The 24835-nt window shown below is 63.4% G+C and carries 19 protein-coding genes; 9 read left to right on the top strand and 10 right to left on the bottom strand.

Annotated elements, in window-relative coordinates; translation table 11 throughout:
• The first annotated feature begins 181 nt into the window (after positions 1–181).
• The 8 genes from MESCI2_RS0130870 to MESCI2_RS0130835 all read left to right on the top strand — a co-directional run bounded on the left by MESCI2_RS0130870 (position 182) and on the right by MESCI2_RS0130835 (position 11124).
• Positions 182–3676: an indolepyruvate ferredoxin oxidoreductase family protein gene (locus MESCI2_RS0130870; RefSeq protein ID WP_027039846.1), complete on the top strand. Its 3495-nt coding sequence runs from the start codon at positions 182–184 to the stop codon at positions 3674–3676.
• Between the two features lie 144 nt (positions 3677–3820).
• On the top strand, positions 3821–6133 hold the full coding sequence (locus MESCI2_RS0130865; RefSeq protein ID WP_027039845.1) for a putative bifunctional diguanylate cyclase/phosphodiesterase: 2313 nt from the start codon (positions 3821–3823) through the stop codon (positions 6131–6133).
• Positions 6134–6443: 310 nt separating this feature from the next.
• Entirely contained in the window at positions 6444–7223 is a 780-nt protein-coding gene (locus tag MESCI2_RS0130860; RefSeq protein ID WP_013528206.1) for an N-acyl amino acid synthase FeeM domain-containing protein, read from the top strand.
• Between the two features lie 120 nt (positions 7224–7343).
• Positions 7344–7493, top strand: coding sequence for a DUF3096 domain-containing protein (locus tag MESCI2_RS1000000137650; RefSeq protein ID WP_013528205.1), 150 nt, complete (start codon positions 7344–7346; stop codon positions 7491–7493).
• A gap of 211 nt (positions 7494–7704) precedes the next feature.
• The gene (locus MESCI2_RS0130850; RefSeq protein ID WP_027039844.1) at positions 7705–7929 is read left to right on the top strand and encodes an aa3-type cytochrome c oxidase subunit IV; all 225 of its coding nucleotides are present in this window, start codon (positions 7705–7707) and stop codon (positions 7927–7929) included.
• Positions 7930–8014: 85 nt separating this feature from the next.
• Positions 8015–9295, top strand: coding sequence for a Re/Si-specific NAD(P)(+) transhydrogenase subunit alpha (locus MESCI2_RS0130845; protein ID WP_027039843.1), 1281 nt, complete (start codon positions 8015–8017; stop codon positions 9293–9295).
• Entirely contained in the window at positions 9295–9720 is a 426-nt protein-coding gene (locus MESCI2_RS0130840) for a proton-translocating transhydrogenase family protein (protein ID WP_032901432.1), read from the top strand. The genes MESCI2_RS0130845 and MESCI2_RS0130840 overlap by 1 nt, the downstream gene beginning before the upstream one ends.
• Before the next feature lie 6 nt (positions 9721–9726).
• Positions 9727–11124, top strand: a complete 1398-nt coding sequence (locus tag MESCI2_RS0130835; RefSeq protein ID WP_027039841.1) for an NAD(P)(+) transhydrogenase (Re/Si-specific) subunit beta — start codon at positions 9727–9729, stop codon at positions 11122–11124.
• A 79-nt stretch (positions 11125–11203) separates the two neighbouring features.
• On the opposite strand, the gene MESCI2_RS0130830 is transcribed toward MESCI2_RS0130835, so the two are convergent.
• The 4 genes from MESCI2_RS0130830 to MESCI2_RS0130810 form a co-directional block, all read right to left on the bottom strand.
• Entirely contained in the window at positions 11204–12121 is a 918-nt protein-coding gene (locus tag MESCI2_RS0130830; RefSeq protein WP_027039840.1) for a hypothetical protein, read from the bottom strand.
• A 231-nt stretch (positions 12122–12352) separates the two neighbouring features.
• Positions 12353–14824: a DNA topoisomerase (ATP-hydrolyzing) subunit B gene (gyrB, locus tag MESCI2_RS0130820; RefSeq protein WP_027039839.1), complete on the bottom strand. Its 2472-nt coding sequence runs from the start codon at positions 14822–14824 to the stop codon at positions 12353–12355.
• A 160-nt stretch (positions 14825–14984) separates the two neighbouring features.
• Positions 14985–17603, bottom strand: a complete 2619-nt coding sequence (locus MESCI2_RS0130815) for a caspase family protein (protein ID WP_027039838.1) — start codon at positions 17601–17603, stop codon at positions 14985–14987.
• A 92-nt stretch (positions 17604–17695) separates the two neighbouring features.
• Positions 17696–18265 (bottom strand): NADPH-dependent FMN reductase, encoded by a 570-nt coding sequence (locus MESCI2_RS0130810; RefSeq protein WP_027039837.1) that lies wholly within the window; start codon positions 18263–18265, stop codon positions 17696–17698.
• 177 nt (positions 18266–18442) lie between these two features.
• On the opposite strand from MESCI2_RS0130810, the gene MESCI2_RS0130805 reads away from it, so the two are divergent.
• Complete coding sequence (locus MESCI2_RS0130805) at positions 18443–19810, top strand: cytochrome P450 (protein ID WP_027039836.1); 1368 nt, start codon at positions 18443–18445, stop codon at positions 19808–19810.
• 29 nt (positions 19811–19839) lie between these two features.
• Here the strand turns inward: MESCI2_RS0130805 and MESCI2_RS0130800 are convergent, their stop codons facing one another.
• From MESCI2_RS0130800 to MESCI2_RS0130775, 6 genes are all read right to left on the bottom strand, one after another.
• Positions 19840–20817 (bottom strand): complex I NDUFA9 subunit family protein, encoded by a 978-nt coding sequence (locus tag MESCI2_RS0130800; RefSeq protein WP_027039835.1) that lies wholly within the window; start codon positions 20815–20817, stop codon positions 19840–19842.
• 93 nt (positions 20818–20910) lie between these two features.
• The gene (locus MESCI2_RS0130795) at positions 20911–21363 is read right to left on the bottom strand and encodes a DoxX family protein (RefSeq protein ID WP_027039834.1); all 453 of its coding nucleotides are present in this window, start codon (positions 21361–21363) and stop codon (positions 20911–20913) included.
• Positions 21364–21548: 185 nt separating this feature from the next.
• Entirely contained in the window at positions 21549–21830 is a 282-nt protein-coding gene (locus MESCI2_RS0130790) for a hypothetical protein (RefSeq protein ID WP_027039833.1), read from the bottom strand.
• 240 nt (positions 21831–22070) lie between these two features.
• Positions 22071–23072 carry an Ldh family oxidoreductase gene (locus MESCI2_RS0130785; protein ID WP_027039832.1) on the bottom strand — a complete coding sequence of 334 codons (1002 nt, stop codon included), beginning with the start codon at positions 23070–23072 and terminating at the stop codon, positions 22071–22073.
• Positions 23073–23243: 171 nt separating this feature from the next.
• Positions 23244–24053, bottom strand: a complete 810-nt coding sequence (locus MESCI2_RS0130780; protein WP_027039831.1) for an ABC transporter permease — start codon at positions 24051–24053, stop codon at positions 23244–23246.
• A complete protein-coding gene (locus MESCI2_RS0130775) occupies positions 24053–24718 on the bottom strand; it encodes an ABC transporter permease (RefSeq protein WP_024501900.1) in 666 nt (221 codons plus the stop codon). Before MESCI2_RS0130775 ends, MESCI2_RS0130780 begins: the two co-directional genes overlap by 1 nt.
• Positions 24719–24835 lie beyond the last annotated feature (117 nt).

Here is a 24835-nt window from a genome sequence, read left to right as displayed (position 1 = left end):
GCGCCGGGCAATGTGCGCCGATCGGTTTCATACCCGATTCAGGATGGCCGCGGACTGTTCGTTGCGCGTTGCCTGGCATCTGCGATTTTGTTTGACCTGCCTTGCAAGGGGAGAAAGGATGCGTCATCCGACCCCGACGTTGGCTGCCTGCCCCGCGTGGCCTCCGCAGAGGAAATGCCTGATGACGCTGCACGACGTCGCGCTAGACGACAAGTTCGATCTCGCAAAGGAGCGCATCTTCCTGTCCGGCGCGCAGGCGGTCATTCGCATGCTGCTGATGCAGCGCGAGCGCGACCGTCGCGCCGGCTTGAACACGGCCGGCTTCGTCTCCGGCTATCGCGGTTCGCCGCTCGGCGGCCTCGACATGCAGCTGTGGAAGGCGAAGAAACAGCTCGCCCAAGCTGACATCGTCTTCCAGCCGGGTCTCAACGAGGAGCTTGCCGCCACCGCTTGCTGGGGGTCGCAGCAGACGGAACTGCTGGGCGAGGGCACCCATGACGGCGTCTTTTCGGTCTGGTATGGCAAAGGGCCGGGCGTCGATCGTTCCGGCGACGTGTTCCGCCATGCCAACCTCGCCGGCTCGTCGAAGCATGGCGGTGTGCTCGCCTTGATGGGCGACGACCATATGGCCGAATCCTCGACCAATGCGCACGCCACCGAATTCCTGTTCGTCGACACGATGGTGCCGATCCTCAACCCGGCTGGTGTCCAGGAGATCATCGACTACGGGCTCTACGGTTTTGCCATGTCGCGCTTTGCCGGTACCTGGGCGGCGATCAAATGCGTCAAGGACAACATCGAATCGACCGCCTCGGTCGATGCCGCGCTCGAGCGGCTGAATATCGTCGTGCCGGAGTTCGATATGCCGCCCGGCGGCCTCAACATCCGCCACGAGATCGACATGCTCGGCCAGGAGGAGCGGCTGCATGAGCACAAGCGCGCCGCGGCCTCCGCCTTCATCCTTGCCAACGGGCTGAACCGCATTGTCTATTCGGGCGGCCGCAACCCGAAGATAGGCATCATCACGCTCGGCAAGAGCTACCTCGATGTCCGCCAGGCGCTGGAGGATATCGGCATCGACGAGGCGGCCGCCAACCGCATCGGCGTGCGGCTGTTCAAGGTCGGCTGTCCCTGGCCGCTCGACCTGCATCACCTCGCCGATTTCGCCCGCGGCCTCGACACCATCGTGGTCGTCGAGGAGAAGCGCTCGCTGATCGAAGTGCAGCTGCGCGAAAGCCTTTATGGCACTGCCACCCAACCGGTCATTATCGGCAAGAAGGACGAGCGCGGCGACTGGCTGTTTCCGGCCAAGGGCGCGCTCGATCCCAACGAGATCGCCATCGCGCTTGGCGAGAGGATCGTCAGGACCATCGGTCCGTCCGAAGAGATTTCGGCGCGGGTGGCAAAACTGCGCCAGTTCCAGGCAATGCTCACCGAGGCCACCGACATCGGCTCGCGCACGCCGTTCTTCTGTTCCGGCTGCCCGCACAATTCGTCCACCAAGGTGCCGGACGGCTCGATCGCCGCGGCCGGCATCGGCTGCCACTTCATGGCGCTGTGGATGGACCGCAACACCGTCGGCTTCACGGCCATGGGCGGCGAGGGCGCGCAATGGGTCGGCCAGGCGCCGTTCTCCAAGCGCGAGCACATCTTCCAGAATCTTGGCGACGGCACCTACAACCATTCCGGTACGCTGGCGATCCGCTTCGCGCTGTCGAGCGATGCCAACATCACCTACAAGATCCTCTACAATGACGCCGTCGCCATGACCGGCGGCCAGCCGCACGAAGGCGGCCTGACCGTCGACATGATCGCCAGGCAGGTGCGCGCCGAAGGCGTAGACCGCATCGCCATCGTCACCGATGAGCCCGGCAAATATGCCGGCAAGGCCGAATTCCCGGCCGGCGCCACCATCCACCACCGCGACGACCTCGATCTCGTTCAGCGCGAGCTGCGCGACGTCAAGGGCGTTTCGGTGCTGCTCTACGACCAGACCTGCGCCGCCGAAAAGCGCCGCCGCCGCAAGCGCGGCACCTTCCCCGATCCCGACAAGCGGGTCTTCATCAACGAACTGGTCTGCGAAGGCTGCGGCGATTGCGGCGTACAGTCGAACTGCGTCTCGATCCAGCCGGTCGAGACCGAATTCGGCCGCAAGCGCAAGATCGACCAGTCGAGCTGCAACAAGGATTTCTCCTGCGTCGACGGCTTCTGCCCGTCCTTCGTCACCGTGCACGGCGCCAAGATCCGCAAGGCCGAGGGCCTGGCCGGCAAAGCCGATCCGCTGGAAGGCGTGCCCGTGCCGGCGCAATTCCCGCTCAGCGACCAGGGCTGGGCGGCGATCATCGACGGCGTCGGCGGCACCGGCGTCGTCACCGTCGGTGCGGTGCTCGGCATGGCGGCGCATCTGGAGGACAAGGGCTGCGGCATGATCGACATGGCCGGCCTCGCCCAGAAGGGCGGCTCGGTGTTCACGCATGTCCGCATCGCCCGCACCCCGGACGACATCCATGCCATCCGCGTTTCGGCCGGCAAGGCCGATCTGGTGCTTGGCTGCGATCTCGTCGTGTCGGGCGCCAAGAAGGTGCTGACCGCGGTGCGCGAGGGCCACACCATCTTTGTCGCCAATACCGCCGAGATCATGCCCGGCGAATTCGCCCGCTCGGCCGATTTTTCGTTGCCGATAGAGCGGCTGAAAAAGGCGATCCGCGCGGCGGCGGGCGACGACAAGGCGCATTTCTTCGACGCCACCCGCACCGCCACGGCGCTTTTCGGCAATTCGCTCGGCGCCAACATGTTCATGCTCGGCTTTGCCTTCCAGCATGGCGGCCTGCCATTGTCGGCCGAGGCCGTCGAGAAGGCGATCGAGCTCAATGGCGAAGCCGTGGCGATGAACATCGCCGCTTTCCGCTGGGGACGTCGCGCTGCCCATCAGCCGGATTTCGTGCGCGGGCTCGTTGCCCAGCCGGGTCCGGCCGTGGCTGGAAAGGCCGGCCAGGCCACGGATGTCGCCGAGACACTGGACGACATCGTCGCCCGCCGCGTCGCCTTCCTGACCGCCTATCAGAACGCCGCCTATGGCAGGCGTTATGCCGGAAAACTGGCCGTTTTGCGCGCCGCCGAAGCGAAGGCCGTGCCTGGGTCGACCGCGGTGTCGGAAGCTGCCGCCAGGAACCTGTTCAAGCTGATGGCGATCAAGGACGAATATGAGGTGGCGCGTCTTTACACAGACGGCTCTTTCGCCGCCGAACTCGGAAAACAGTTTCAGAGCTATGACAAACTTGAATTCCACCTCGCTCCGCCGATCATGGGCCGTCGTGGCAATGACGGCAGCCCGAGGAAATCGAGCTTCGGCCCGTGGATGATGAAGGGTTTTCGCCTGTTGACGGCGATGAAAGGTCTGCGTGGCACCGCCTTCGACCTGTTCGGCTACACCGCCGAGCGGCGCATGGAGCGGCAGCTGCTGGCGCGGTACGAGGCGGATCTGGAGCTCATCGCCGGATCGCTGGCCCCGGCCAAGGTCGATGCGGCGGTTGCGCTGGCCTCGGTGCCGGCCCTTATTCGCGGCTATGGCCACGTCCGCCAAGCCAGCGCGCAAAAGGCCGCCGGCGAACGCCAAAGGCTGCTCGAACGCCTGTCGGGCACGCCGGCGCGGCCGGAACTTCAGGCCGCCGAATGATCGATACGCCTTGTTTACCTGAACGACAGTTTCCTCACTTTCCGCTGCGTCACCCGGTTTGACGGCTGGAGCGCGAGCGGCTCTCTAAATCTTTCTTAAGGCGGATGTGACACTGCTTGGCTCCCCAGGGTTGGGATTCAGGCGTTGAATCTGAGAAAAAAGAACGAGGTTCCGGTCGACGTCTACATTCCGTTCGTGGAAACCCTGTTTCGCGACGGGCTGACGCTTTCGATAGGCATTCTCGCGCAGACTTTCCTGATCGGCCTTGTCTGGTGGAAGAACGGCGATCCGCGGTATTTGCTGGTCGCGATCTCGATGGTTCTCGTCGGCATTTTCCGCATGAGGAACTTTCGAAAATACAACAGCATGCCTTCGCCGACGACCTGGGAAGAAGCGCACAAGCGTGAGAATGACTACATTCTCTATGGCTCCCTGCATGGCTTGACACTTGGCGCCTTCTGCCTGCTCGGCATCTATTTCGCGCGCGACGGGTTCGCCGAAATCGCCTCCGTTTGCCTGACGCTGGCGACGGCGACCTCCATCGCCGGCCGCAACTACGGCTCGCCGCGCATGGTCACCATCCTGACCATTGCCTTGACCTGGCCGATCTCGGTGGGCTTCCTGCTGCGCGGCGACATCTACCATGTCCTTCTCGGGCTCCTGTCGGCGCCGTTCCTGTTCGCGATCCGGAAATTCGCCAACACCGTACGCGATGTGCTTTTTGCGGCCGTCTCGGAAGAGAAGAAGGCCAACCGCATTGCCCAGCGCTTCAACCGGGCGCTCAACACCATGTCGCATGGCCTTGTCATGCTCGGCCCGGACGGCCGAGTCGCGGTGGCCAATGCCGAGGCCGCGCATCTGATGTCGCTCAAGTCGCCCGATGCGCTGCTCGGGCGGTCGATCCATGGTCTGTTGATGCGCGGTGTCGCCGGCGGCATGCTGGCGCCCAAGGATTGCCGCTACATCGAGGCGCAGCTGACGCGTGCCCTGAGGGAGGGCCGCGACCGCAAGGTGCTGGTTTCCCTCGCCAACGGCCAGCATTACGAGTTCTCGGCTCGCGAAGGCAGCCAGGAACTGGGCGTCATCACCTTCGAGGACGTCACCGCCCGTGTCGAGGCGGAAGACAAGATCCGCTTCATGGCACGCTACGACAATCTCACCGGCCTGCCCAACCGCGCCTATTTCCATGAATTGGTGGGCGAGGCCATGGCGTCAGGCGATCGCGATCGTCTCTGCGGCCTGGCGGTGCTCGACCTCGACGATTTCAAGAGCGTCAATGACACGCTTGGCCATCCGATCGGCGACGGCTTGATCTATGCCGTTGCCGAGCGGCTTGCCGCCATTGCCAGGCAAGATATCACGGTCAGCCGTTTCGGTGGCGACGAGTTCATGATCTTCTTCGACCGCGTCGAGGATGAAAGCCATCTGACCAGCCAGCTCGACGAGATTTTCGCAGGCCTGCAGGGGGAAGTCGACGTTGCCGGTCACGGGCTGCGCATCCAGGCCAGCGGCGGCGCGGTACTGTCGCGGGTCAAGGATACCGATGTCGACGCCATGATCGTCAAGGCGGACCTGGCGCTCTACAAGGCCAAGGAGCTCGGCAAGAACGGTTGGCGGCTGTTCGAAGCCTCGATGGATGCCGCTTTCCGCAACCGTCAGCTGATGAAGGCGGATCTGCGCACAGCGGTGGAAAGCAAGAGCCTGCGGGTGGTCTATCAGCCGATCGTGGCGATGAGCACAATGCGCATCGCCAGCTGCGAGGCGCTGTGCCGGTGGGATCATCCCGATCTCGGGCCGATCTCGCCCAGCATCTTCATTCCACTGGCCGAGGAAATGGGCATCATTTCCGAGATCAGCACCTTCGTGCTGCAGGCAGCCTGCGCCGAATGCGCCAAATGGCCCGACCAGACCAGCGTCTCGGTCAATCTCTCCGCCAAGGATTTCCGCAGCCGCGACGTGATCCAGAAGGTTCGCGATGCGTTGGCCGGCACCGGCCTCGCCGCCTCCCGGCTCGAGATCGAGGTCACCGAAACGGCGCTGCTCGACGACAAGTCGCTGACGCGCCAGTATATCGAGGAGTTGAAGCAGCTTGGCGTGCGCATCGCGCTCGACGATTTCGGCACCGGCTATTCGAGCCTGAGCTACCTGCACAAGCTGCCGCTCGACAAGATCAAGATCGACCGCTCTTTCCTGATGGACGTCACCCAGAATCCCCGTTCGCTCGAGCTGCTCAAGGGCATCGTCAACCTGTCGCGGCCGCTGGGGCTTTCGGTGACCGTCGAAGGGGTCGAGACCTTCGAGCAGCTCAAGATCCTGGCGCTGCAGGTCAAGCCTGATCTTGTCCAGGGGTTCCTGTTCGGTTCGGCGCTCAGCGCTTCCGGCATCGAGACGATGTCGAACACGGTATGGCCCTTCGCCAAGGATATCAGGACCGCCAAAAAGGCGGTACGTCGCTGATTTGCGGCGCCTGGCGCATGGTGCCCAGGCACTGAGAGCCCATCCCTGTTTCCATCAGGATTGAGCAGGCTCCGAGGTTTCCTTGCTCGTCGCGGGCCATGCCAAAATTTCCGCCGCTTCCCGTCATGTTCGCGATACGCTCTTTCCCCGTTGCGGCGCAGAAAACGAAGAAAAGCACCAATTTTAGTTTTATTTTAGCAATTGTTAACCTTAACGGCTGGTAAACGGGCTGCTTCCGATTTTCATCTTTTACATCCCAGGGCCCTGTCGTAGTGTCGGATCGCGGCGGCAATGTACGGGGATTGAGTTGATGATTGTGCAGTTGAGTTCGCTTCGTCCGGTGACGGGCGAGGACGGCAAGGATGCCGCCGACACCATGTCCAGCTTCGCCCGCAACGTCTCGGCGATGCTTGAGCGGACAGAGTACCGCCGCTGCGACAAGGGCGAAGATCTCGAGGACATCTACCGCCTGCGCTACAAGTCATATCGCTCGAACGATATGGTGCCCGACAACGAAAACCATACCATTCACGATGAGCTCGACGAGGCACCGAATGTGTACCGCTTCGGGGTCTATATCGACCAGGAACTCGTCAGCACGCTGCGTATCCATCACGTCACCTTGGCGACGCCGATGTCGCCTTCCACCAAGGCCTTTGGCGACATCGTCATGCCGATGCTTCGTGACGGGCTGAGCTTCATCTGCCCCAGCCGGTTTGCGTCCGATCCCGAATGGTCGCGGGTCTACCCGCAGATTCCTTACCTGACGCTGCGGCTGGCCGGCATGGCGTGCTTCCATTTCAACGCGCCCTACTGCCTGTCGACCATTCGCGAGGATCACGCCGGCTTCTACAAGCGTATCTACTACTCGGAGAAGATCAGCGAGTCGCGCGCCTATCCGGGCGTTTTCAACAAGGTCGTGCTCTACCGCGCCGACGTCAACGCCATCCGCGAGCGGTCCTTCTCACGGTTCCCGTTCTTCCGCTCGACGCCAATGGAACAGCGCATGCTGTTCGACACGCCGCATGTCGGAGAACTCGCGCCGCTGACCATCCTGCCTACGGCAAAGTACTATCACGAGGCCGCCTGATACGGCAGGATTCGCATGATTTTGCAGGGCCGGCAGGGAGCCTTTTGGCGACTTCGGCGTTCTGGCTGAGGCCACGCGCAGCGCTTTGGGTCGATTCTGACCTCTTTGAGGGAACCCGCCATGACCATTTCCACACTTGCGCTAACCCCGCTCATCTCGCTGATCGCCGGCGTGCTGATCCTGGTCATGCCAAGGCTGTTGAACTACATCGTCGCTCTCTATCTGATCGTCGTCGGGTTGCTCGGGCTGTTTCCGCATCTGGCCGGCTGAGGGCGCCGGCTTAGGCCACGCAAAGCGTCCGCCTTCGGAGCATCTTTCCGCGTCAAGCATCATAATCCAGCGATCGGACTCCGTCGCGCGTCGGCAGCCGGCTTCAACCTTTCTTTGAGGCTGTTGTCGGTTGTTGTGCGGCAATAGCGCCATTGCTCTCGGCCCGGCTTTTCGCTATGTGCCTGAAAGATGTCTTCGAAGGGGTATTCCTATGGCTGATCACTCGCCGACCGGTCCTGTCGAACTGGGCGCGAAGATGGACTATGCCGAGCATGACCGCACCTATGCGGGCTTCCTCGCGCTGGCCAAGTACGGCTCGCTGTTTTGCGGCGCCCTGCTCGTGGCGATGGCCTTCGGCTTCTTCGCGGGCGGCTTCTTCTCGGCGACCATTCTGTTCGTGCTGATTCTGGCCGTCGGCGCCTTTATCCTCCGATAGATTTTTCCGACACCTTGTCCACGGCGCCGCCGCGAGGCCGGCCGGCGTCTTGCGGGAAATAGCTTCCGGCCGAAAGGATCATGCGGTGGGACAGACGGTTTTCATCCCTCGTGAGCTCGATGCCAACGAGCCGCGCGTCGCGGCCTCGCCCGATACGGTGAAACGGCTGGCGGCACTGGGCTTCGACGTCGTCGTCGAGGCCGGTGCCGGTCTGAAATCGCGCATCATCGATGCCGACTATGCGAGCGCCGGCGCCGACATAGGCAAGGCTTCCGATGTCGCCAAGGCCGATGTCGTGCTGAAGGTGCGTCGGCCCGGCGATGCCGAGCTGAAGAGCTACAAGCCCGGCGCGGCTGTGATCGCCATCATGGACCCCTACGGCAATGATGCCGCCGTGGCAGCCCTTGCCAAGGCCGGCGTCACCGCTTTCTCGATGGAATTCATGCCGCGCATCACCCGCGCGCAGTCGATGGACGTCTTGTCCTCGCAGGCCAATTTGGCCGGCTATCAGGCGGTGATCGACGGGGCTTCGGAATATGACCGCGCCTTGCCGATGATGATGACGGCGGCCGGCACGGTGCCGGCGGCAAAGGTCTTCATCATGGGCGTCGGCGTTGCCGGCCTGCAGGCGATCGCCACCGCGCGCCGCCTTGGTGCGGTTGTCACCGCCACCGACGTTCGCCCCGCCGCCAAGGAGCAGGTCGCCTCGCTCGGCGCCAAGTTCCTCGCGGTCGAGGACGAGGAATTCAAGGCGGCCGAAACGGCCGGCGGCTACGCCAAGGAAATGTCGAAGGAATATCAGGCCAAGCAGGCGGCACTCACATCAGAGCATATCGCCAAGCAGGACATCGTCATCACCACGGCGCTGATCCCCGGCCGGCCGGCGCCCAAGCTGGTATCTGAGGCCATGGTCGCCTCTATGAAGCCGGGTTCGGTTCTCGTCGATCTGGCGGTCGAGCGCGGCGGCAATGTCGAGGGCGCTGTACCGGGTCAAGTGGTGACAACGGCCAATGGGGTAAAAATCGTCGGCCATCTCAATGTGCCAGGCCGCATCGCGGCGTCGGCCTCGCTGCTTTATGCCAGGAACCTGTTCGCCTTTCTCGAGACGCTGGTCGACAAGACGACCAAGACGCTTGCCATCAACCGCGACGACGATCTGGTCAAGGCGACGATGCTGACCGATGGCGGCAAGGTGGTTCATCCAGCTTTCGTGAAGGCCGACCAGCAGCCGCCAAAGGGCCAATATGTCGAGCCGGCCGCGATCCCGGCCAAGACCATGGTCGCCGACGCTTCGCCCAAGAAAGCCGCGCCCAAGAAGGCGGCCGCGCCCAAGTCGCCCTCGTCGAAGCCGAAAGGGATCGCGTGATGGACCAGACCCTGCAGAAAGCACTCGACCAGCTCGACCAGGCCTCCGCCGCCGTCCGGCTGGCAGTGCACAATATGGCGACCGCACCCGGTGGTGCCGATGCCGCGGGTGATGCGGCGCACGCGCTCTCCGGCGGCGCCATCGATCCCTTCGTCTTCCGCTTCGCCATCTTCATCCTGGCGATCTTCGTCGGCTACTACGTCGTCTGGTCGGTGACCCCGGCGCTGCATACGCCGCTGATGGCCGTCACCAACGCCATCTCCTCGGTCATCGTCGTCGGCGCGCTGCTTGCCGTCGGCATCGCCGCCTCCGGCATTGCCGCGGGCTTCGGCTTCGTCGCGCTGATGCTGGTTTCGGTCAACATTTTCGGTGGCTTCCTCGTCACCCAGCGCATGCTGGCGATGTACAAGAAGAAGGACAAGTAGAGCGCCATGAACGCCAACTTCGCGTCCTTCCTCTACCTCGTCTCCGGCGTCCTGTTCATTATGGCGCTGCGCGGCCTGTCGCATCCGACCACCAGCCGCCAGGGCAATCTCTACGGCATGATCGGCATGGGCATTGCGATTGCCACCACGCTGGCGCTGGCAACCCCTTCGGCTGGCCGCTTCGGTCTCATCGTGCTCGGCCTTGCCATTGGCGGCGGCGTCGGCGCCGTCACCGCGCGCCGCATCGCCATGACCTCGATGCCGCAGCTGGTCGCCGCCTTCCACTCGCTGGTCGGCCTCGCCGCCGTCATGGTGGCGGCAGCCGCCATCTATGCGCCGGAAAGCTTCGGCATCGGCACGGATGGCGACATTCATGCCCAGGCGCTGATCGAGATGAGCCTTGGCGTCGCCATCGGCGCCATCACCTTCACCGGCTCGGTCATCGCCTTCCTCAAGCTCGATGGCCGCATGTCCGGCAAGCCGATCATGATCGGCGGACGCCACTTCATCAACGCGGCACTTGCCATCGCGCTCGTCGTGCTGATCGTGCTGCTGGTCACCACCGAGTCCAAGCTGGTCTTCTGGCTGATCGTTGCCGCCTCGCTGGTGCTCGGTATCCTGCTGATCATCCCGATCGGCGGCGCCGACATGCCGGTCGTCGTCTCGATGCTCAACTCCTATTCGGGCTGGGCGGCGGCGGCGCTGGGCTTCACGCTCGGCAATCTGGCGCTGATCATCACCGGTGCGCTGGTCGGCTCATCCGGCGCGATCCTGTCCTACATCATGTGCAAGGGCATGAACCGCAGCTTCATCTCGGTCATTCTGGGCGGCTTTGGCGGCGAGACGGCGGCAGCGGCAGACGACGGCGTCGAACGCACGGTCAAGCAGGGTTCTGCCGACGATGCCGCCTACCTCATGATGAACGCCCAGAAAGTCATCATCGTGCCGGGCTACGGCATGGCGGTTGCCCAGGCGCAGCACGCGCTGCGCGAAATGGCCGACAAGCTCAAAGCCAATGGCGTCGACGTGAAGTACGCCATTCACCCGGTCGCCGGCCGCATGCCCGGCCACATGAATGTGCTGCTCGCCGAAGCCAATGTGCCCTACGACGAAGTGTTCGAACTCGAGGACATCAACTCGGAGTTCGCGCAAGCCGATGTCGCCTATGTCATCGGTGCCAACGACGTCACCAATCCGTCCGCGCGGGACGACAAGTCGTCGCCGATCTACGGCATGCCGATCCTCGATGTCGACAAGGCCCGCACCTGCCTGTTCGTCAAGCGCTCGCTCGGTTCCGGCTATGCCGGCATCGACAACACGCTGTTCTACAAGGACGGCACCATGATGCTGCTCGGCGACGCCAAGAAGATGACCGAAGAGATCGTCAAAGCCATGGATCACTGATCCCGCCACGGCGCGACTGACCCAAACACAAAAAGCCCGGCGCAAGGCCGGGCTTTTGCTTTTCAATGGCGGAGCCGATTCAGCGGCTGGCGATAAAAACCGCCTCCTCATCGTCGCGCTGCCTGCCTCCAAGGGCCGCGGCAGCACTGGCGATGAAAGCGCCGATGGCCAGTGAGAGCGCACCAAGCAGGGCAAACGTCGCACTGGCCTTCCTGGCGGTATCGGCGGCCTGCTGCGCCTTGACTTTGGCGTCCTGAGCCCTGGCGATGATCGCATCCACCCGCGCCTTGGCATCTGCTTCTGAAAGCCCGGTGCGGGCGGCGACGAGTTGCGACAGATAGGTCTTGTCGTCTGCCGAAACCTCGCCTGCCGCCGCACCGGCGATCAGGATGCGCGAGGCCTGCCCGGTCGCGGCGGTATCGCTGTCCGGATTGGCGCCGGCCAGCCTGCCCGGATCGGCCGGACGGAACAGCGAATCCACAAGGTAGGATGTCGCATTGTCGACTGATGCGCTGCCGACATTGGCCGAAGTCCCTGCCGATGCGCCCATAGCAGCGCCAGAGGCGATGGTGGACACCGCCTGCACGCCTGAACCGATCGCTGCGGAAAGCGCGGAGCCAAGCACGCCGACGACGAGTAACGTTGCCAACGCCCAGGCAAGAAAACCGTGGGCGGTGTCACGGAAATACACCTCGTCGGTGTGAATGCCGACCCATTTGGTGCGCAGCCGCCCGGCAAGATAGCCTCCGACACCGGAGGACAGCCATTGCACGATGACAAGCCAGATCGCGGTGGACGCCGCGAAAGTGGTGACAGATGCGCCGGATCCCGACCATGGCGACACCATGGTCAATCCCAGCCCCGAACCGAGCAACATGAGGATGAAGGTCAACGTGGAAGCCGCGAAGGCACCGGCGATGATCGGTCCCCAACTGACGGCGGTGGTGGAAGACTCAGTTGAGGCGGAAACATCGACCGCCGATAGGGTGGACTGCATGGAAGCCCCCTACCTTACGAACAGCATGATCAGAATGATGATCGGGATCGGAATACCGAGCAACCAGAGCAAAATGCCGCGTCCCATGAAGGCCTCCTGTAAGAAATTGTGATCGATGTTGTCACAATGTCTCGCAGGGACTTCCGTTCCGGCGCGTTGTAAAATGATTTTGTTGCCACCGGTGGAGCAATTGGCGCGCCGCAGCGCGCCAATTCAGATTTAACGTCCAGATCAGATGTCCAGATTGGCGACCGACAGCGCGTTGTCCTGGATGAACTCGCGCCTGGGTTCGACCTCGTCACCCATCAGCCGCGAGAACAGCGAGTCCGCGTCGGTGGCGTCATTGACCTTGACCTGCAGCAGCGAGCGCACATTCGGGTCGAGCGTGGTTTCCCACAGCTGTTCGGCGTTCATCTCGCCGAGACCCTTGTAGCGCTGCATGGTCAGGCCCTTGCGGCCGGTCGCAAAGACCGCATTGAGCATCGCCAGGGGCCCCGAGATGGTTTCGGAGACATCCTTGCGGCGCAGCACCGGCGGCGACCCGTAGACCTCGCTGAGGCGCTGTGCGTAGCGGTCGAGCTGGCGTGCGTCGGCGGAATTGATCAGCGCCAGATCGAGATGCGCGTATTCCTTGACGCTGCGCACCGTGCGCTCGAACACATAGCCGCCGACACCCTCGTTCGAGGTCGACATGCGGCCGGTCCAGCCGCGCTCGGTGTCCTCGGCAATGATGTCGAGGCGTTTTGCAATCCGCTCCGCCATGTCGTTGGCGCGGCCGAGATCGGTGAACACGTCCGGGTTGAGCCCGCCGGCGATCGCCGCCTGCTCGACCACGCCTCTGTTGTAGCGCGTGTGCAGGCCGTTGATCAGCTGGCGCACCGCCAGTGCGTCGTCGATGGCTCCGCGCAGGTCCTGTCCGATGCGAACCTCGCCCGAGCCAAGCGTAAGCGATGCTTCCTCCAGTCCCGAGCCGATCAGGAACTCTTCGAACGCGCTCTCGTCCTTGATGTATTGCGAGCTCTTGCCGCGCGTCACCTTGTAGAGCGGCGGCTGGGCGATGTAGAGATGGCCGCGCTCGATCAGCTCCGGCATCTGCCGGAAGAAGAAGGTCAGCAGCAAGGTTCTGATATGGGCGCCGTCGACGTCGGCGTCGGTCATCAGGATGATCTTGTGGTAGCGCAGCTTGTCGGCGTTGAACTCGTCCTTGCCGATCGAGGTGCCGAGCGCCGTGATCAACGTGCCGATCATGTCGGAGCCGAGCATGCGGTCGAAGCGCGCCCGCTCGACATTGAGGATCTTGCCGCGCAACGGCAGGATCGCCTGGTTTTGGCGCGAACGCCCACCTTTGGCCGAGCCGCCGGCGGAATCACCCTCGACGATGAAGATTTCGGATTTCGCCGGGTCGCGTTCCTGGCAGTCAGCCAGCTTGCCGGGCAGGGAAGTGACGCCGAGCGAGCTCTTGCGGGTGATATCGCGCGCCTTGCGCGCCGCTTCGCGCGCCGCAGCCGCCTGGATCACCTTGTCGACGACCACCTTGCCTTCGCTCGGGTGTTCTTCCAGCCAGGTGCCGAGCGCTTCGTTGACGAGGCCTTCGACGACAGGACGGACTTCCGACGAAACCAGCTTGTCCTTGGTCTGCGAGGAGAATTTCGGATCTGGAACCTTGACCGACAGCACCGCCGTCAGACCTTCGCGGCAATCGTCGCCGATCAGCGAGACCTTTTCCTTCTTGGTCAGCCCGGAGGATTCGCCATAGCCGGTGATCTGACGCGTCAGCGCGCCGCGAAAGCCGGCCAGATGCGTGCCGCCATCGCGCTGCGGGATGTTGTTGGTGAAGGCCAGCACGTTCTCGTGGTAGCTGTCGTTCCACCACATCGCCACTTCGACGGTGATCCCATCGCGCTCCGCCCGGATGGCGATCGGCTTGTCGATCAGCGGTTTCTTGACCCGGTCGAGATATTTGACGAATTCTTCGAGGCCCCCATCATAGTGCAGTTCATGGCGCACGACATCGGCGTGACGGGCATCGGTCAAAATGATGCGCACGCCGGAATTGAGGAAGGCAAGCTCGCGCAGCCGGTGTTCCAGCGTGCCGAAGTCGAACTCGACCATGGTGAAGGTCTCAGACGACGGGAAGAAGGTGATCTGGCTGCCGCTGCGGCCCTCATAGGTGCCCGGCTGCTTGTCCTGCTCATAGCTGCCGGTCGCCTTCAGCGGTGCGTCGGCATTGCCATGCGTGAAACTCATCTCGAAGATCTGGCCGTTGCGGCGGATTTTCAGCTTCAGCCACGCCGACAGCGCGTTGACCACCGACACGCCGACGCCATGCAGGCCGCCCGAGACCTTGTAGGAATTCTGGTCGAACTTGCCGCCGGCATGCAGCTGCGTCATGATCACTTCGGCCGCCGAAATGCCTTCTCCGGTGTGGATATCGGTCGGAATTCCGCGGCCATTGTCGATCACAGTGACCGAACCGTCGGGGTTGAGCGTCACGGTAACGAGGTCGGCGTGACCGGCAAGCGCCTCATCGATGGCGTTGTCGACCACCTCATAGACCATGTGATGCAGGCCCGAACCGTCGTCGGTATCGCCGATGTACATTCCGGGGCGTTTGCGGACAGCGTCCAACCCCTTCAAAACCTTGATGGAATCGGCGCCGTATTCGGCTTCAGCGCCGTTGTTGTTGTCGATCTGATCGCTCATGAAAACCTGTTGTCTGGATGCCGCTTGCACAGCGCAAAAAATCCGCGCCGAATCGCGCCTCTGATATCGACTAGATATAGGCGCAAAAGGCGGTTTTTCCAAGGTTTGCGGGCATTTCACGGGAATGAGCCGTCTGTCCATGACGGGCTCTCGCCAAGCCCTATTTCACATTGGCCAGCCGGTCCTTGAGAAACTTGATCATGAACTTGTATCGCGGCGCCAGCCGCCCGCTGCGGTCGAGCTCCAGCGTCATGTCGAGCGCTTGCGAAAGCACAGCCTTGGGGTTCCTGGCGACCTGAGCGTAGTCGATCATGGCAACTACCAGGTCGCGCTGCCAGGTGGCGTTGTCCGGATCTGCCTCGGCAAGCCGCTGGCGGATATCCAGGCTGTCCTGGAAAGCCTGCCGCGCGCCTTTGACGTCGCGCTGCCTGGCCTTGAGCATGCCGATCTCGGACAGCGTGATCGACAGGTCGCGTTGCCAGTCGGCATTGGCTGGATCGAGCTTGGCCAGTCGGTCGGCGATAGCGAAACTGTCTGTATAGGCGTTGAGCGCTCCAGCACGGTCGCCCTGTATCGCCAGAATGCCGGCGACCTTCTCCAGGCTGACCGAAAGGTCGCGTTGCCAGTCGGTGTTGGCGGGGTCACCGGCCGCCAGCACGCGGGCTATCGAGAGCGCTTGCCTGTAGGCGGCGAGGGCTGCCGGCCAGTCCTCCTGGTCGCCCAGCGCATTGCCGATTTTTGCGTTGCCGACCGACAGGTCGCGCTTCAGCTCACTGTTGTCGGGGTCGCGGCCCACCAGCCGCTCGACGATCGCATGGCCCGCTTTATAGGACGCGAGTGCGCCCGCCGCATCGCCGCGCTCGCGCTTGAGGTCGCCGATCGTATCATGGCTGACCGACACATCGCGCTGCCGTTCGGCATCCTGCGGCTTCCTTTCGGCCAATGCCAATCGGATCTTCAGGCTCTCCTCGTAGGCCACCTGGGCGTTGTCCAGTTGCCCCATGACCCGGGCAAGGCCGCCGATCTCGTCATAGCTGATGGTCAGGTCACGCTGCAGCTCGGCGCGCTCCGGTTCGTTGTCGGCAAGCTGCTTCTTGATCGACAGGCTTTCCTGGTAGACCTGTGCGGCACCGGCCAGATCGCCTTGCGTCACCAGCACATTGCCGATCTTGTCGTCGGCCATAGCGAAGTCGCCGAACCATGGCAGATGATCGGGCTCGGCCGTGGTGAGATCTCGGAGCATGGTCCTGGCGGCCTGATAGTTTTCCAGCGCTTGCGGCAGGTCGCCCTGCGCCAGCTTGATGTTGCCGAGCTTGATGTGGCTGACGGCAAAATCGCGCTTGACGCTCGGGTCGGTTTCCCGGGCCGAACGCAGCTCGAGATTGGACACCAGCGCTGCAAAGGCGCGGCCTGCCGCATCGGTGTTGCCGACAAGGGTGTAGAGCTTGCCGAGCTCGTCCAGCGTTCGGATCTGGCGATCGGCCTGGTCCAGGGTCAGATCGGTTTGCCCGGCCTCGCCGTAAAGGGCCAGGACCGATTCATAATCCTTGATGGCCGTGGCATAGTCGAGGTCGGCACGCGCCGCACCGCCCGACAGGAAACGCGTCGCCGCCTCGGACAGCGTGCGGTTGACGAAATTGGCCATCAAGGCGTTGCGCGAAACATTGTCGATGTCGGCGGCTCTGGCGAGGATGGCGCGGGCGCCATCGAAGGCGCCGAGCGAAAGCTGCTCCTCGGCCTGCCGGCGCAATTCCGTCACCTGCGGATCATCGGAGGCCAGCGTCCTCATCTCGCCGCGCACCTTGACGAAAGCGTCGGCCGCCTCTCGCAGCCTGGCATTCAGGCTGTCCGCCGAAAGGTGGCTGGCGTCGGAGCTGATCAGCGCGCCATAGAGCGGCGCCAGCGGCATGTCGGCATCGCTGGCAACCTGCTCGACCTCACCGCGCATTTCCAGCGTCACATCGGCCATGGCAAGCAACAGGCGCTCGCGCTCGGGCAAGTCCTGCCTCGCCTTCGCGGCAAAGAACAGCTTCGGCAGGCCGCTCTCGACATAGGGCAGCTGCTTGCCCCGCGACAAATCGTAGACCTCCTGCTGCACCAGCGTCAGCACCGAGCGGATCTCGAGCCCGTCGGTGCCGAGATATCTGGTCAGCGCTGTGGTGAATGGCGAGTTCCGGCCGGTTCCGTCGGCGGCCGTCTCACCCGGTGCAGCGGAAAAGGCGAACAGGATGTTTTCGGCGCGGCCAGTGCGGCCGAGACCCGGCCGGGCTTTTTCCGCGACATCCTTTGCCAGCGAGGTCGCGCCGCGCCCTTCACCGCTGCTTCCCGAGAAAGGATCGCTGCGGCAAGCGTCTAGCATGATCAGGCCGACCTTGGCAGTGGCGGCCACGCTGTCACGCACCTCCTCCAGCGGCAGGCTGGTCTTCTCCAGCGCATCGAGCGAGGAGGCGTCGGCATCGACCGGCAGCAGTCGGTTGTCGCCCGAGATTTCGACACCGTGGCCGGAGAAATAGACCAGCGCCACGTCGGCGCCTTTGGCATCCTGGCGAAAATCGTCGAGGGCGCGGCGCATGCGCCGCAGGTCGCGATTGGTTTCGAGGACGACCTCGAAGCCGAGCTTCTTCAGCACCGCTGCCATCGCCTCGCCGTCATGGACCGGATTGGCAAGCGGCCGGATCAGGCGGTAGTCGTCAGCGGCGATGACCAGTGCCACGCGTCGCTCAGCCACCGCGGCAGCGGTGCTCATGAGCATCAGCAGCAAGGCAAAAAGCAAACGCAAGTCGAACCGCCCCCCCGGCTTGTCCATTTGCGCGAACATTCCACCTCTTTATGCCATGAGCAAGCCGGGCTTTTTGCTGAAGACCAGCGTCTTCAGGCAGCCCGCATCGGCTTCAAAGCCTCGCTCCAGCGCAACAGCTCGTCGAGCATGGCTTTGGCTCCGCCCTGCACCTGTTCGCCGGCGTTGAAAGCGCCGTTCTCATCGAGCAGTTTCTGGTACATCGGCAGCGCGACGCCTTCCGGGATCGGCATGACACCCACCGAGGTCAGCAGCGGCTTCAGCGCTTGCGCCGCGCGCAGGCCGCCGGAGACGCCGCCATAGCTGAAAATGGCGGCAGGCTTGTACTTCCATTCACGCGAGAGATAATCGATCGCGTTGACGATCGCCGGCGCCACGAAATAATTGTATTCCGGCGCCACGAAGACGAAGGCGTCGGCGGCATCGATCGCTTTCGACCAGGCCTTGGTATGGTCGTTCTGGTAATTGCCGAGCCTTGGATGGTGCGGTTCGTCCAGCACCGGAAGCTTGAACGCATCGATGTCGGTCAGCACAGGCTCGAATTTCCCGTGCTCGCGCGCGAACGTCTCCAGCCACTCGGCAAAAACCGGTCCTGCGCGGCCTGGCCGCGTGCTGCCGATGATGATGTTCAACTGGTGCTTCAAGCTGGGCTCCTGCGGTGGCGGTATCCATTGGTGACTGCCACCTAAGGCATGCCGCCCGGGGCAACAAGAAGGCACCTCTCGGTAACCGGTCACATTCCGGAGAGCAGGGCCTTGCCGTTCGGTCACATGGACGCCTGCTTTGCGGCCCACTACATTGGGGTATCAGCGGAGCACAGCATGGACATCCAGCCCGCCCCCTTCATTCCCCCGGCGCCGAAGCCGCGCACGACGCCGCCCTCGACGCTGGAGATGATCCGCATCGTCTACCGCAACCCGCTCGAATTGTGGGGTGAGCATACCTATAACGAGCCGTGGATCTCGGCGAGCGGCGTTGGTGGACATTTGATCGTCGCCAATGATCCGGGCCTGATCCGCCATGTGCTGGTCGACAACGCCAGGAACTACAAGATGGCGACGGTGCGCCAGAAGATCCTGCGGCCGATCCTGCGCGACGGCCTGCTGACCGCCGAGGGCGAGGTCTGGAAGCGGTCGCGCAAGGCGATGGCGCCGGTGTTCACGCCGCGCCACATCTTCGGCTTCGCCCAGCCGATGCTGAGACGCACGCTGGACTTCGTCACCCGCTATGAAGACGGCGGCACGTCCGACATCGCTCATGACATGACGCTGCTCACCTACGACATCCTGGCCGAGACGCTATTTTCCGGCGAGATATCGGGCGAGCCGGGCAGTTTCGCCAACGAGATCGACCGCCTGTTCGAGACCATGGGCCGCGTCGATCCGCTCGATCTGTTGCGCGCGCCCGACTGGCTGCCGAGGCTGACCCGCATCCGCGGCCGCAAGACCATGGCCTATTTCCGCAAGATCGTCACCGATACGGTCAAGATGCGTGAAGCGAAATTCAAACGCGATCCCGATGCCGTGCCGCAGGATTTCCTGACACTGCTGCTCAAGGCCGAGGGACCCGACGGGCTGACGCGGGCCGAGGTCGAGGACAACATCATCACCTTCATCGGCGCCGGCCATGAGACGACCGCGCGGGCTCTGGGCTGGACGCTCTATTGCCTGGCTGAATCACCGTGGGAGCGCGACCGGGTCGAGCAGGAGATCGACCAGGTGCTGGCGCGCGAGCCCGATCCGACGAAATGGCTCGATGCCATGCCGTTCACGCGTGCGGCTTTCGACGAAGCGCTCAGGCTCTATCCGCCGGCGCCATCGATCAACCGCGAGCCGATCGAACCGGAAATGTGGAAGGATCTTCATATCCCCAAGCACGCCGCGGTGCTGGTGATGCCTTGGGTCGTCCACCGCCATAGGAAGCTTTGGGACCGGCCGGGTGCCTTCCTGCCGGAGCGTTTCCACCCGGGAAATCGTGAAAAGATCGACCGCTTCCAGTATCTGCCGTTTGGCGCCGGCCCGCGTGTCTGCATCGGCGCCAGCTTCGCCATGCAGGAGGCGATCATCGCGCTGGCGATCATGCTGTCGCGCTTCCGCTTCGACACCACCGCCGAAACGAAACCCTGGCCGGTGCAGAAACTCACCACCCAGCCGCAAGGTGGCTTGCCGATGCGGGTCACGCCCCGTTAGGCGTGACACCTTCGGTCAACCGTGCTGTACTATGCTGCAGGCTTGCGCTGCTGGAACTGCCCGGCGGCGCGGTAGCGCCAGAGGTAGCTGGGCAGGATCGTCGCGATCGATTGCGGCTGGATGCCGAGCCCCGCAAGCGTCCTGTTGGTCTTGTTGGCGGCGTCCGAAACGACGTTGTGCTCGCGCAACTGCATCACCTGGTCCTTGGTCAGTAGCGGATTGGGTAAGAGGCCGAGGATCGAGGCCTGGATGTTGGCCACCCACCACGGCACCGGCACCAGCAGGCGCTTGCGCTCGATCACCTCGAGCAGCTCTTCCATGCACTCCTTGAAGGTGAGCACCTTCGGCCCGCCGAGTTCATAGATCTGGCCGCCATCGATCTTGCCGTCGACCGAGCGCGCCACCGCCTCGGCCACGTCGCCGACATAGACCGGCTGGAACTTGGTCTGGCCGCCGCCGATCAGCGGCAGCACCGGCGAATAGCGCGCCATGTTGGCGAAGCGGTTGAAGAAGCTGTCCTCAGGGCCGAAATTGATCGACGGCCGCAAGATCACGGCGTCTTTGATCGTCTCCAGCACAGCCTTTTCGCCAAGCGCCTTGGTTCGCGCGTAGTCTGATTCGGAGTCCAGATCGGCGCCAAGCGCAGAAATGTGGGTCAGGCCGGCGCCGACCGAGCGCGCGGCCTCGGCCACTGCGCGGGCGCCGAACTCGTGCACGGCGGAGAATTTCTGCCGGCCGCTCTCATGCAGGATGGCGACCAGATTGACGACATGGTCGGCGCCTTGCACGGCGCGGTCTACCGACCAGCGCACGCGCACATTGGCCTGCACCGGCTGGATCTGGCCGACATTGCCGAGCGGCTGCAGATGGCCGGCAAGATCGGGCCGCCGGCAGGCGACCCGGATGCGATAGCCGCGCTTAGCCAACGCGCGCACGACATGGCGGCCAACAAAGCCTGACCCGCCAAAGACGACGACGAGCTTTGGGGTCTGCAGGATTTCGGTCATGGCTGGCTCCGGCGCTCGCAAGCTTGGCTGAAGCCGTTTCATAATCCGTTTCGTGCCAAAGGCAAAGGGCGACGCGTCGTCGCTATCAACCTGTCAGAACGCTTTGCCGATACGGCCGTCGACCGAATGGCGGTTGCCGCCGCGAATGACGAAGAAGAGCAGGATCGCCGCCCACAGCAGCGATTTTTCCGCGCCCGAATAACCTTGGCCCATCGTGACCCAGTGGAACCAGACCGTGACCAGCAGCACGAACAGGCCGGCAAAGGCGGCCGGCCGCGTCAAAAACCCGATGGCGATGAAGATGCCGCCGAAGAATTCAGTGCAGGCCAGAAGCAACGACCACAACGCGCCCGGATAGAAGCCGAGACCCTCGACCATCTCGGCAGCGCCGAAGGGATTGGTGATCTTCTGCGAACCGTGGATGGCGAGAAACCCACCGGCGACGACGCGAAGAACGGTTTCGGCACCATCGTGCAGAGCCGCGTAAAGCCTGCCAAGGACCGGGATGACAAGGGCGTTGCGGGGATTGTCCGTGCTTGCCGACATTATAGCTCCTCTGTTTTGCTCAATTAGCGCAAACGGCCGGTCGGGTCGGCCGAAGTCAAATGAACAAAAGTTGACCAGAATAAGAATGTTTTACCATTGTTCGATCAAAACGCAGAAAACCCCGCCGAAGCGGGGTTTTCCGGGTGACATCCATGCGAAGTCAGGGGGCCTGACCTGAGACGGTATCAGGAGGGCGTGAAGCAAGTACGCCCACCCCAGCCCTGAACATCCGACATGGTGCCACCAACCTTCTTGCAGGCGGCGACGAAATCGGCGCTGCAATTGGCGAATTTTGCATGGCCGTTCTTGCAGTAGTGGTCTTCGGTGGCGCCGCCGCTCGGGGCAGTGATGACACCCGGGCTGGACGGCTTGACCGGCGCGGCCTTCAGGGTGGCTGCCTGTGTGGCACCCATGAACGAGCCGAGCAGAAGGACGGCGGTCAGCATGGTGATCTTAGTGTTGGTCATGACAATTTCCTCTGATTTGGGTTGAGTTTTCCGAGGCGCGAAGGACCGGCCTTCGCGTGATGCAGGCTTTCGATTTGGTTTGCTGCTTCCCCCCGGTGTGGATCAGGCAAGCTCGCCTTGCCCTGGACAAAGCTGGGTCGCAGCAAGGCGCGGAAAGGTTCAGCAGCGCGCAAAGAAAATCGCGCCGCGCCACGCTTAGGCGGGCAGACTTCAGATAACTATTTGAAATTCAATAGCTATTTAGGAGGAATAGCGTGCGGCGAATTCGGAAATGCGCTGCACCACCGCCTTGGATGCGGTGATGCCCCGCGCTTGCGCCTTCTCGGCCGCCTCTGCGCGGGCACGACCGGGCACATGCACGCCGAAGCGCCGCCGCAGCCGATCGAGCTGGTCCTTCATTCGTTGCTCGAAATCCGGATCGAGCAGCTTGGGTTCGATAGCAAGCACGAACAGTCCCGTGCCGGGGCTGTCCGGCCCGCCGCTGAACCATGGCGCGTCGAGCGACCAGTTGGCGCCCGACAGGCCCGCCGCCAGCACCTCGACCATCAGCGCGATGTTGGCGCCGCGCTGGCCGCCGAAGGCAAGCATGGCGCCTTTCATGGCGGCGGCCGGATCGGTGGTCGGGTTGCCGCTGGCGTCCAGCGCCCAGCCTTCGGGGATTGTCTTGCCGTCTTCGGCCGCCTTGCGGATGTTGACGAAAGCGGTGGCGCTCGACGATTGGTCGATGACCAGCGGCGCCCCGTCGGCGGCAGGCGCGGCAAACGACATCGGGTTGGTGCAGTAGACCGGCTTGACCGAGCCCGAGCCGGCAAGCACGGCCGGGCCGTTGGTGGCTGCGAACGATACCAGCCCAAGTGCTGCCAGCCTTCCGGTGAAATAGCCGAGCGCGCCGCATGTATAGGCGTTCTTCTGCGAGAAGATGGCGACGCCGAACAGCTTTGCCGCCTTGGCGAGGTCGTCGATGGTGCGGTCGAAGCCGGTATGCGCCAGCCCGCCGCGTGCATCGGAGAGATAGACCGCAAGCGCCGGCCGAGTGATCACCGGGTCGGCATTGCCGTCGATGCGTCCGGCTTCCAGCGCCTCGAGGTAATCGATGAAATGCGACAGTCCGACGGAGGAAAGCCCTTCCGCCTCGGCAGCGATGATCGAAGCGGTGAGCGATTGTGCCGCTTCCTCATTGGCGCCGGCGCCAAGTGCCGCCATCCGGCACAGTCCTTTTGCCTGGTCGAGACTGAGTTGCATCATGGCCGTCCTAGGGGAGTAAGGGAATAGTGGAGTACGGGAGTAGGGGACAGTGGGCAGTGAATAGCGAATGGGGATGGAAATGTGAATGTGGATAGTAACCTGATACTCCCCTACTCCCCTACTCCCCTACTCCCCTACTCCCCTACTCCCCTACTCCCCTACTCCCCTCTAACCAATCTTGTTCGGGATCCGCGCCTCGATCCTGCTGAAGGCGAAGACCAGAATACCGGTGATCGTCATGTAGATCAGCGCCAGCAGCAGCAGGGGCTCATAGGTGAGGTAGGTGTCCTGCCGCACCTTGGACGAAACGGCGAAGATGTCGATGACGCTGATCGTCGCCACCAGCGGCGTCGATTTCAACTGCAGCACGGTCTCGCCGGTCAGCGTCGGCAGCGCCCGGTAGATGGCTTGCGGCAGCCAGATGCGCCGGAACGCCTTCCAGCGGCTCATGCCGAAGGCACGCGCCGCTTCCAGTTGTCCCTTGGGCACGCCGGCGAAGGCGCCGCGCATCACCTCGCCCTCATAGCCGGCGAAAGACAGGGTCAATGCCAGCACGCCATAGGGCCAGGCTTGCCTGAGATATGGCCACATCCAGGATTCGCGGATCCAGGGATATTGCGGGAACAGCGAACCCAGGCCGTAATAGAGCAGCCAGAGCTGGATCAGCAGCGGCGTGCCCCGGATCACCGTGCAGAACACCTTGGCGGGTGCGGCGAACCAGAAGGAGCCGGCGGCTTGCGCCAGCCCGAGCGGCACGGCCAGCAGGAAGCCCAGCACGCAGGTGACGGCCAGGATCCACAGCGACCGCCAGATGCCGATCAAGCCCATTTCATAATATTGCGGCAGCCAGTCCCAGCGCATGAAAAAGGCGGCCGACAGAACAAGGCCCAGTGCGATCAGGATCAGCACGATGCGGTGCGGCTGCAGCCACAGCGAGGTTCGCGCGACGACGTTGATGATGGCAGCCTCGTTGGCCATCAGCGCGCCTCCTTGAGCGAAGGCATGCCGCGCCGCGACCAGGTCTCGACCCGGCCGATGACGAGGTTGGAGAACAGCGACAAAAGCAGATAGAGCACGCCCGCCGCGAAAAAGAAGGTGAAATAGGCTTTGGTGACACCCGCCGCCTGCCGCGTCGCCAGCGCCAGCTCGTAGAAGCCGACGACCGCCAATAGCGCGGTGTCCTTGGTGGCGATCAGCCAGAGATTGGCGAGGCCCGGTATGGCGAAGGGCAGCATTGACGGCAAGGTGATGCGCCGCAACATCAGGCCCGGAGACATTCCATAGGCGCGGGCGGCCTCGATCTGGCCCTGCGGAATGGCCAGGATCGCGCCACGTATCACCTCTGTCGAATAGGCGCCCTGGACGAAGCCGAGCACGGCGATGCCGGCGGCAAGGCCGCTCACATCGACGCGCTGATAGCCCATGGCCGTCAGCGCCTGGTTGATCAGGTCGGTTCCGGCATAATAGAGCAGCAGGATCAGCACCAGCTCGGGCACTGCGCGCACGATGGTGGTGTAGACTGCCAGGAGATCGCGCACCACCGGCCCGCCATAAAGCTTGCCATAGGCGCCGCCGGTGCCGATCAGAAGGCCGAGGCACGTGGCGCCCAGCGCGATCTCGATCGAATGCAGCAGGCCGACCAGAAGCGTCCCGCCCCAGCCTGGCGGGTAGGGTGAGAGAAGCTCGGTGATGCCGGCCGCGGAGGCCGAAAGAAGTGCGTCGATCAGCGTCGCCCCCGAAGTGCTGGCCAACCGCCGACG

The organism is Mesorhizobium ciceri WSM4083 (assembly GCF_000519305.1).
Taxonomy (GTDB): domain Bacteria; phylum Pseudomonadota; class Alphaproteobacteria; order Rhizobiales; family Rhizobiaceae; genus Mesorhizobium; species Mesorhizobium ciceri_B.
This window is presented reverse-complemented; position numbering and strand designations above follow the sequence as displayed.

Bases quoted from the DNA above. Each gene is read 5' to 3' on its own strand.
- MESCI2_RS0130870 (WP_027039846.1), top strand. From the start codon at position 182: ATGACGCTGCACGACGTCGCGCTAGACGACAAGTTCGATCTCGCAAAG.
- MESCI2_RS0130860 (WP_013528206.1), top strand. From the start codon at position 6,444: ATGATTGTGCAGTTGAGTTCGCTTCGTCCGGTGACGGGCGAGGACGGC.
- MESCI2_RS1000000137650 (WP_013528205.1), top strand. From the start codon at position 7,344: ATGACCATTTCCACACTTGCGCTAACCCCGCTCATCTCGCTGATCGCC.
- MESCI2_RS0130850 (WP_027039844.1), top strand. From the start codon at position 7,705: ATGGCTGATCACTCGCCGACCGGTCCTGTCGAACTGGGCGCGAAGATG.
- MESCI2_RS0130840 (WP_032901432.1), top strand. From the start codon at position 9,295: ATGGACCAGACCCTGCAGAAAGCACTCGACCAGCTCGACCAGGCCTCC.
- MESCI2_RS0130835 (WP_027039841.1), top strand. From the start codon at position 9,727: ATGAACGCCAACTTCGCGTCCTTCCTCTACCTCGTCTCCGGCGTCCTG.
- MESCI2_RS0130830 (WP_027039840.1), bottom strand. From the start codon at position 12,121: ATGCAGTCCACCCTATCGGCGGTCGATGTTTCCGCCTCAACTGAGTCT.
- gyrB (WP_027039839.1), bottom strand. From the start codon at position 14,824: ATGAGCGATCAGATCGACAACAACAACGGCGCTGAAGCCGAATACGGC.
- MESCI2_RS0130805 (WP_027039836.1), top strand. From the start codon at position 18,443: ATGGACATCCAGCCCGCCCCCTTCATTCCCCCGGCGCCGAAGCCGCGC.
- MESCI2_RS0130800 (WP_027039835.1), bottom strand. From the start codon at position 20,817: ATGACCGAAATCCTGCAGACCCCAAAGCTCGTCGTCGTCTTTGGCGGG.
- MESCI2_RS0130795 (WP_027039834.1), bottom strand. From the start codon at position 21,363: ATGTCGGCAAGCACGGACAATCCCCGCAACGCCCTTGTCATCCCGGTC.
- MESCI2_RS0130790 (WP_027039833.1), bottom strand. From the start codon at position 21,830: ATGACCAACACTAAGATCACCATGCTGACCGCCGTCCTTCTGCTCGGC.
- MESCI2_RS0130785 (WP_027039832.1), bottom strand. From the start codon at position 23,072: ATGCAACTCAGTCTCGACCAGGCAAAAGGACTGTGCCGGATGGCGGCA.
- MESCI2_RS0130780 (WP_027039831.1), bottom strand. From the start codon at position 24,053: ATGGCCAACGAGGCTGCCATCATCAACGTCGTCGCGCGAACCTCGCTG.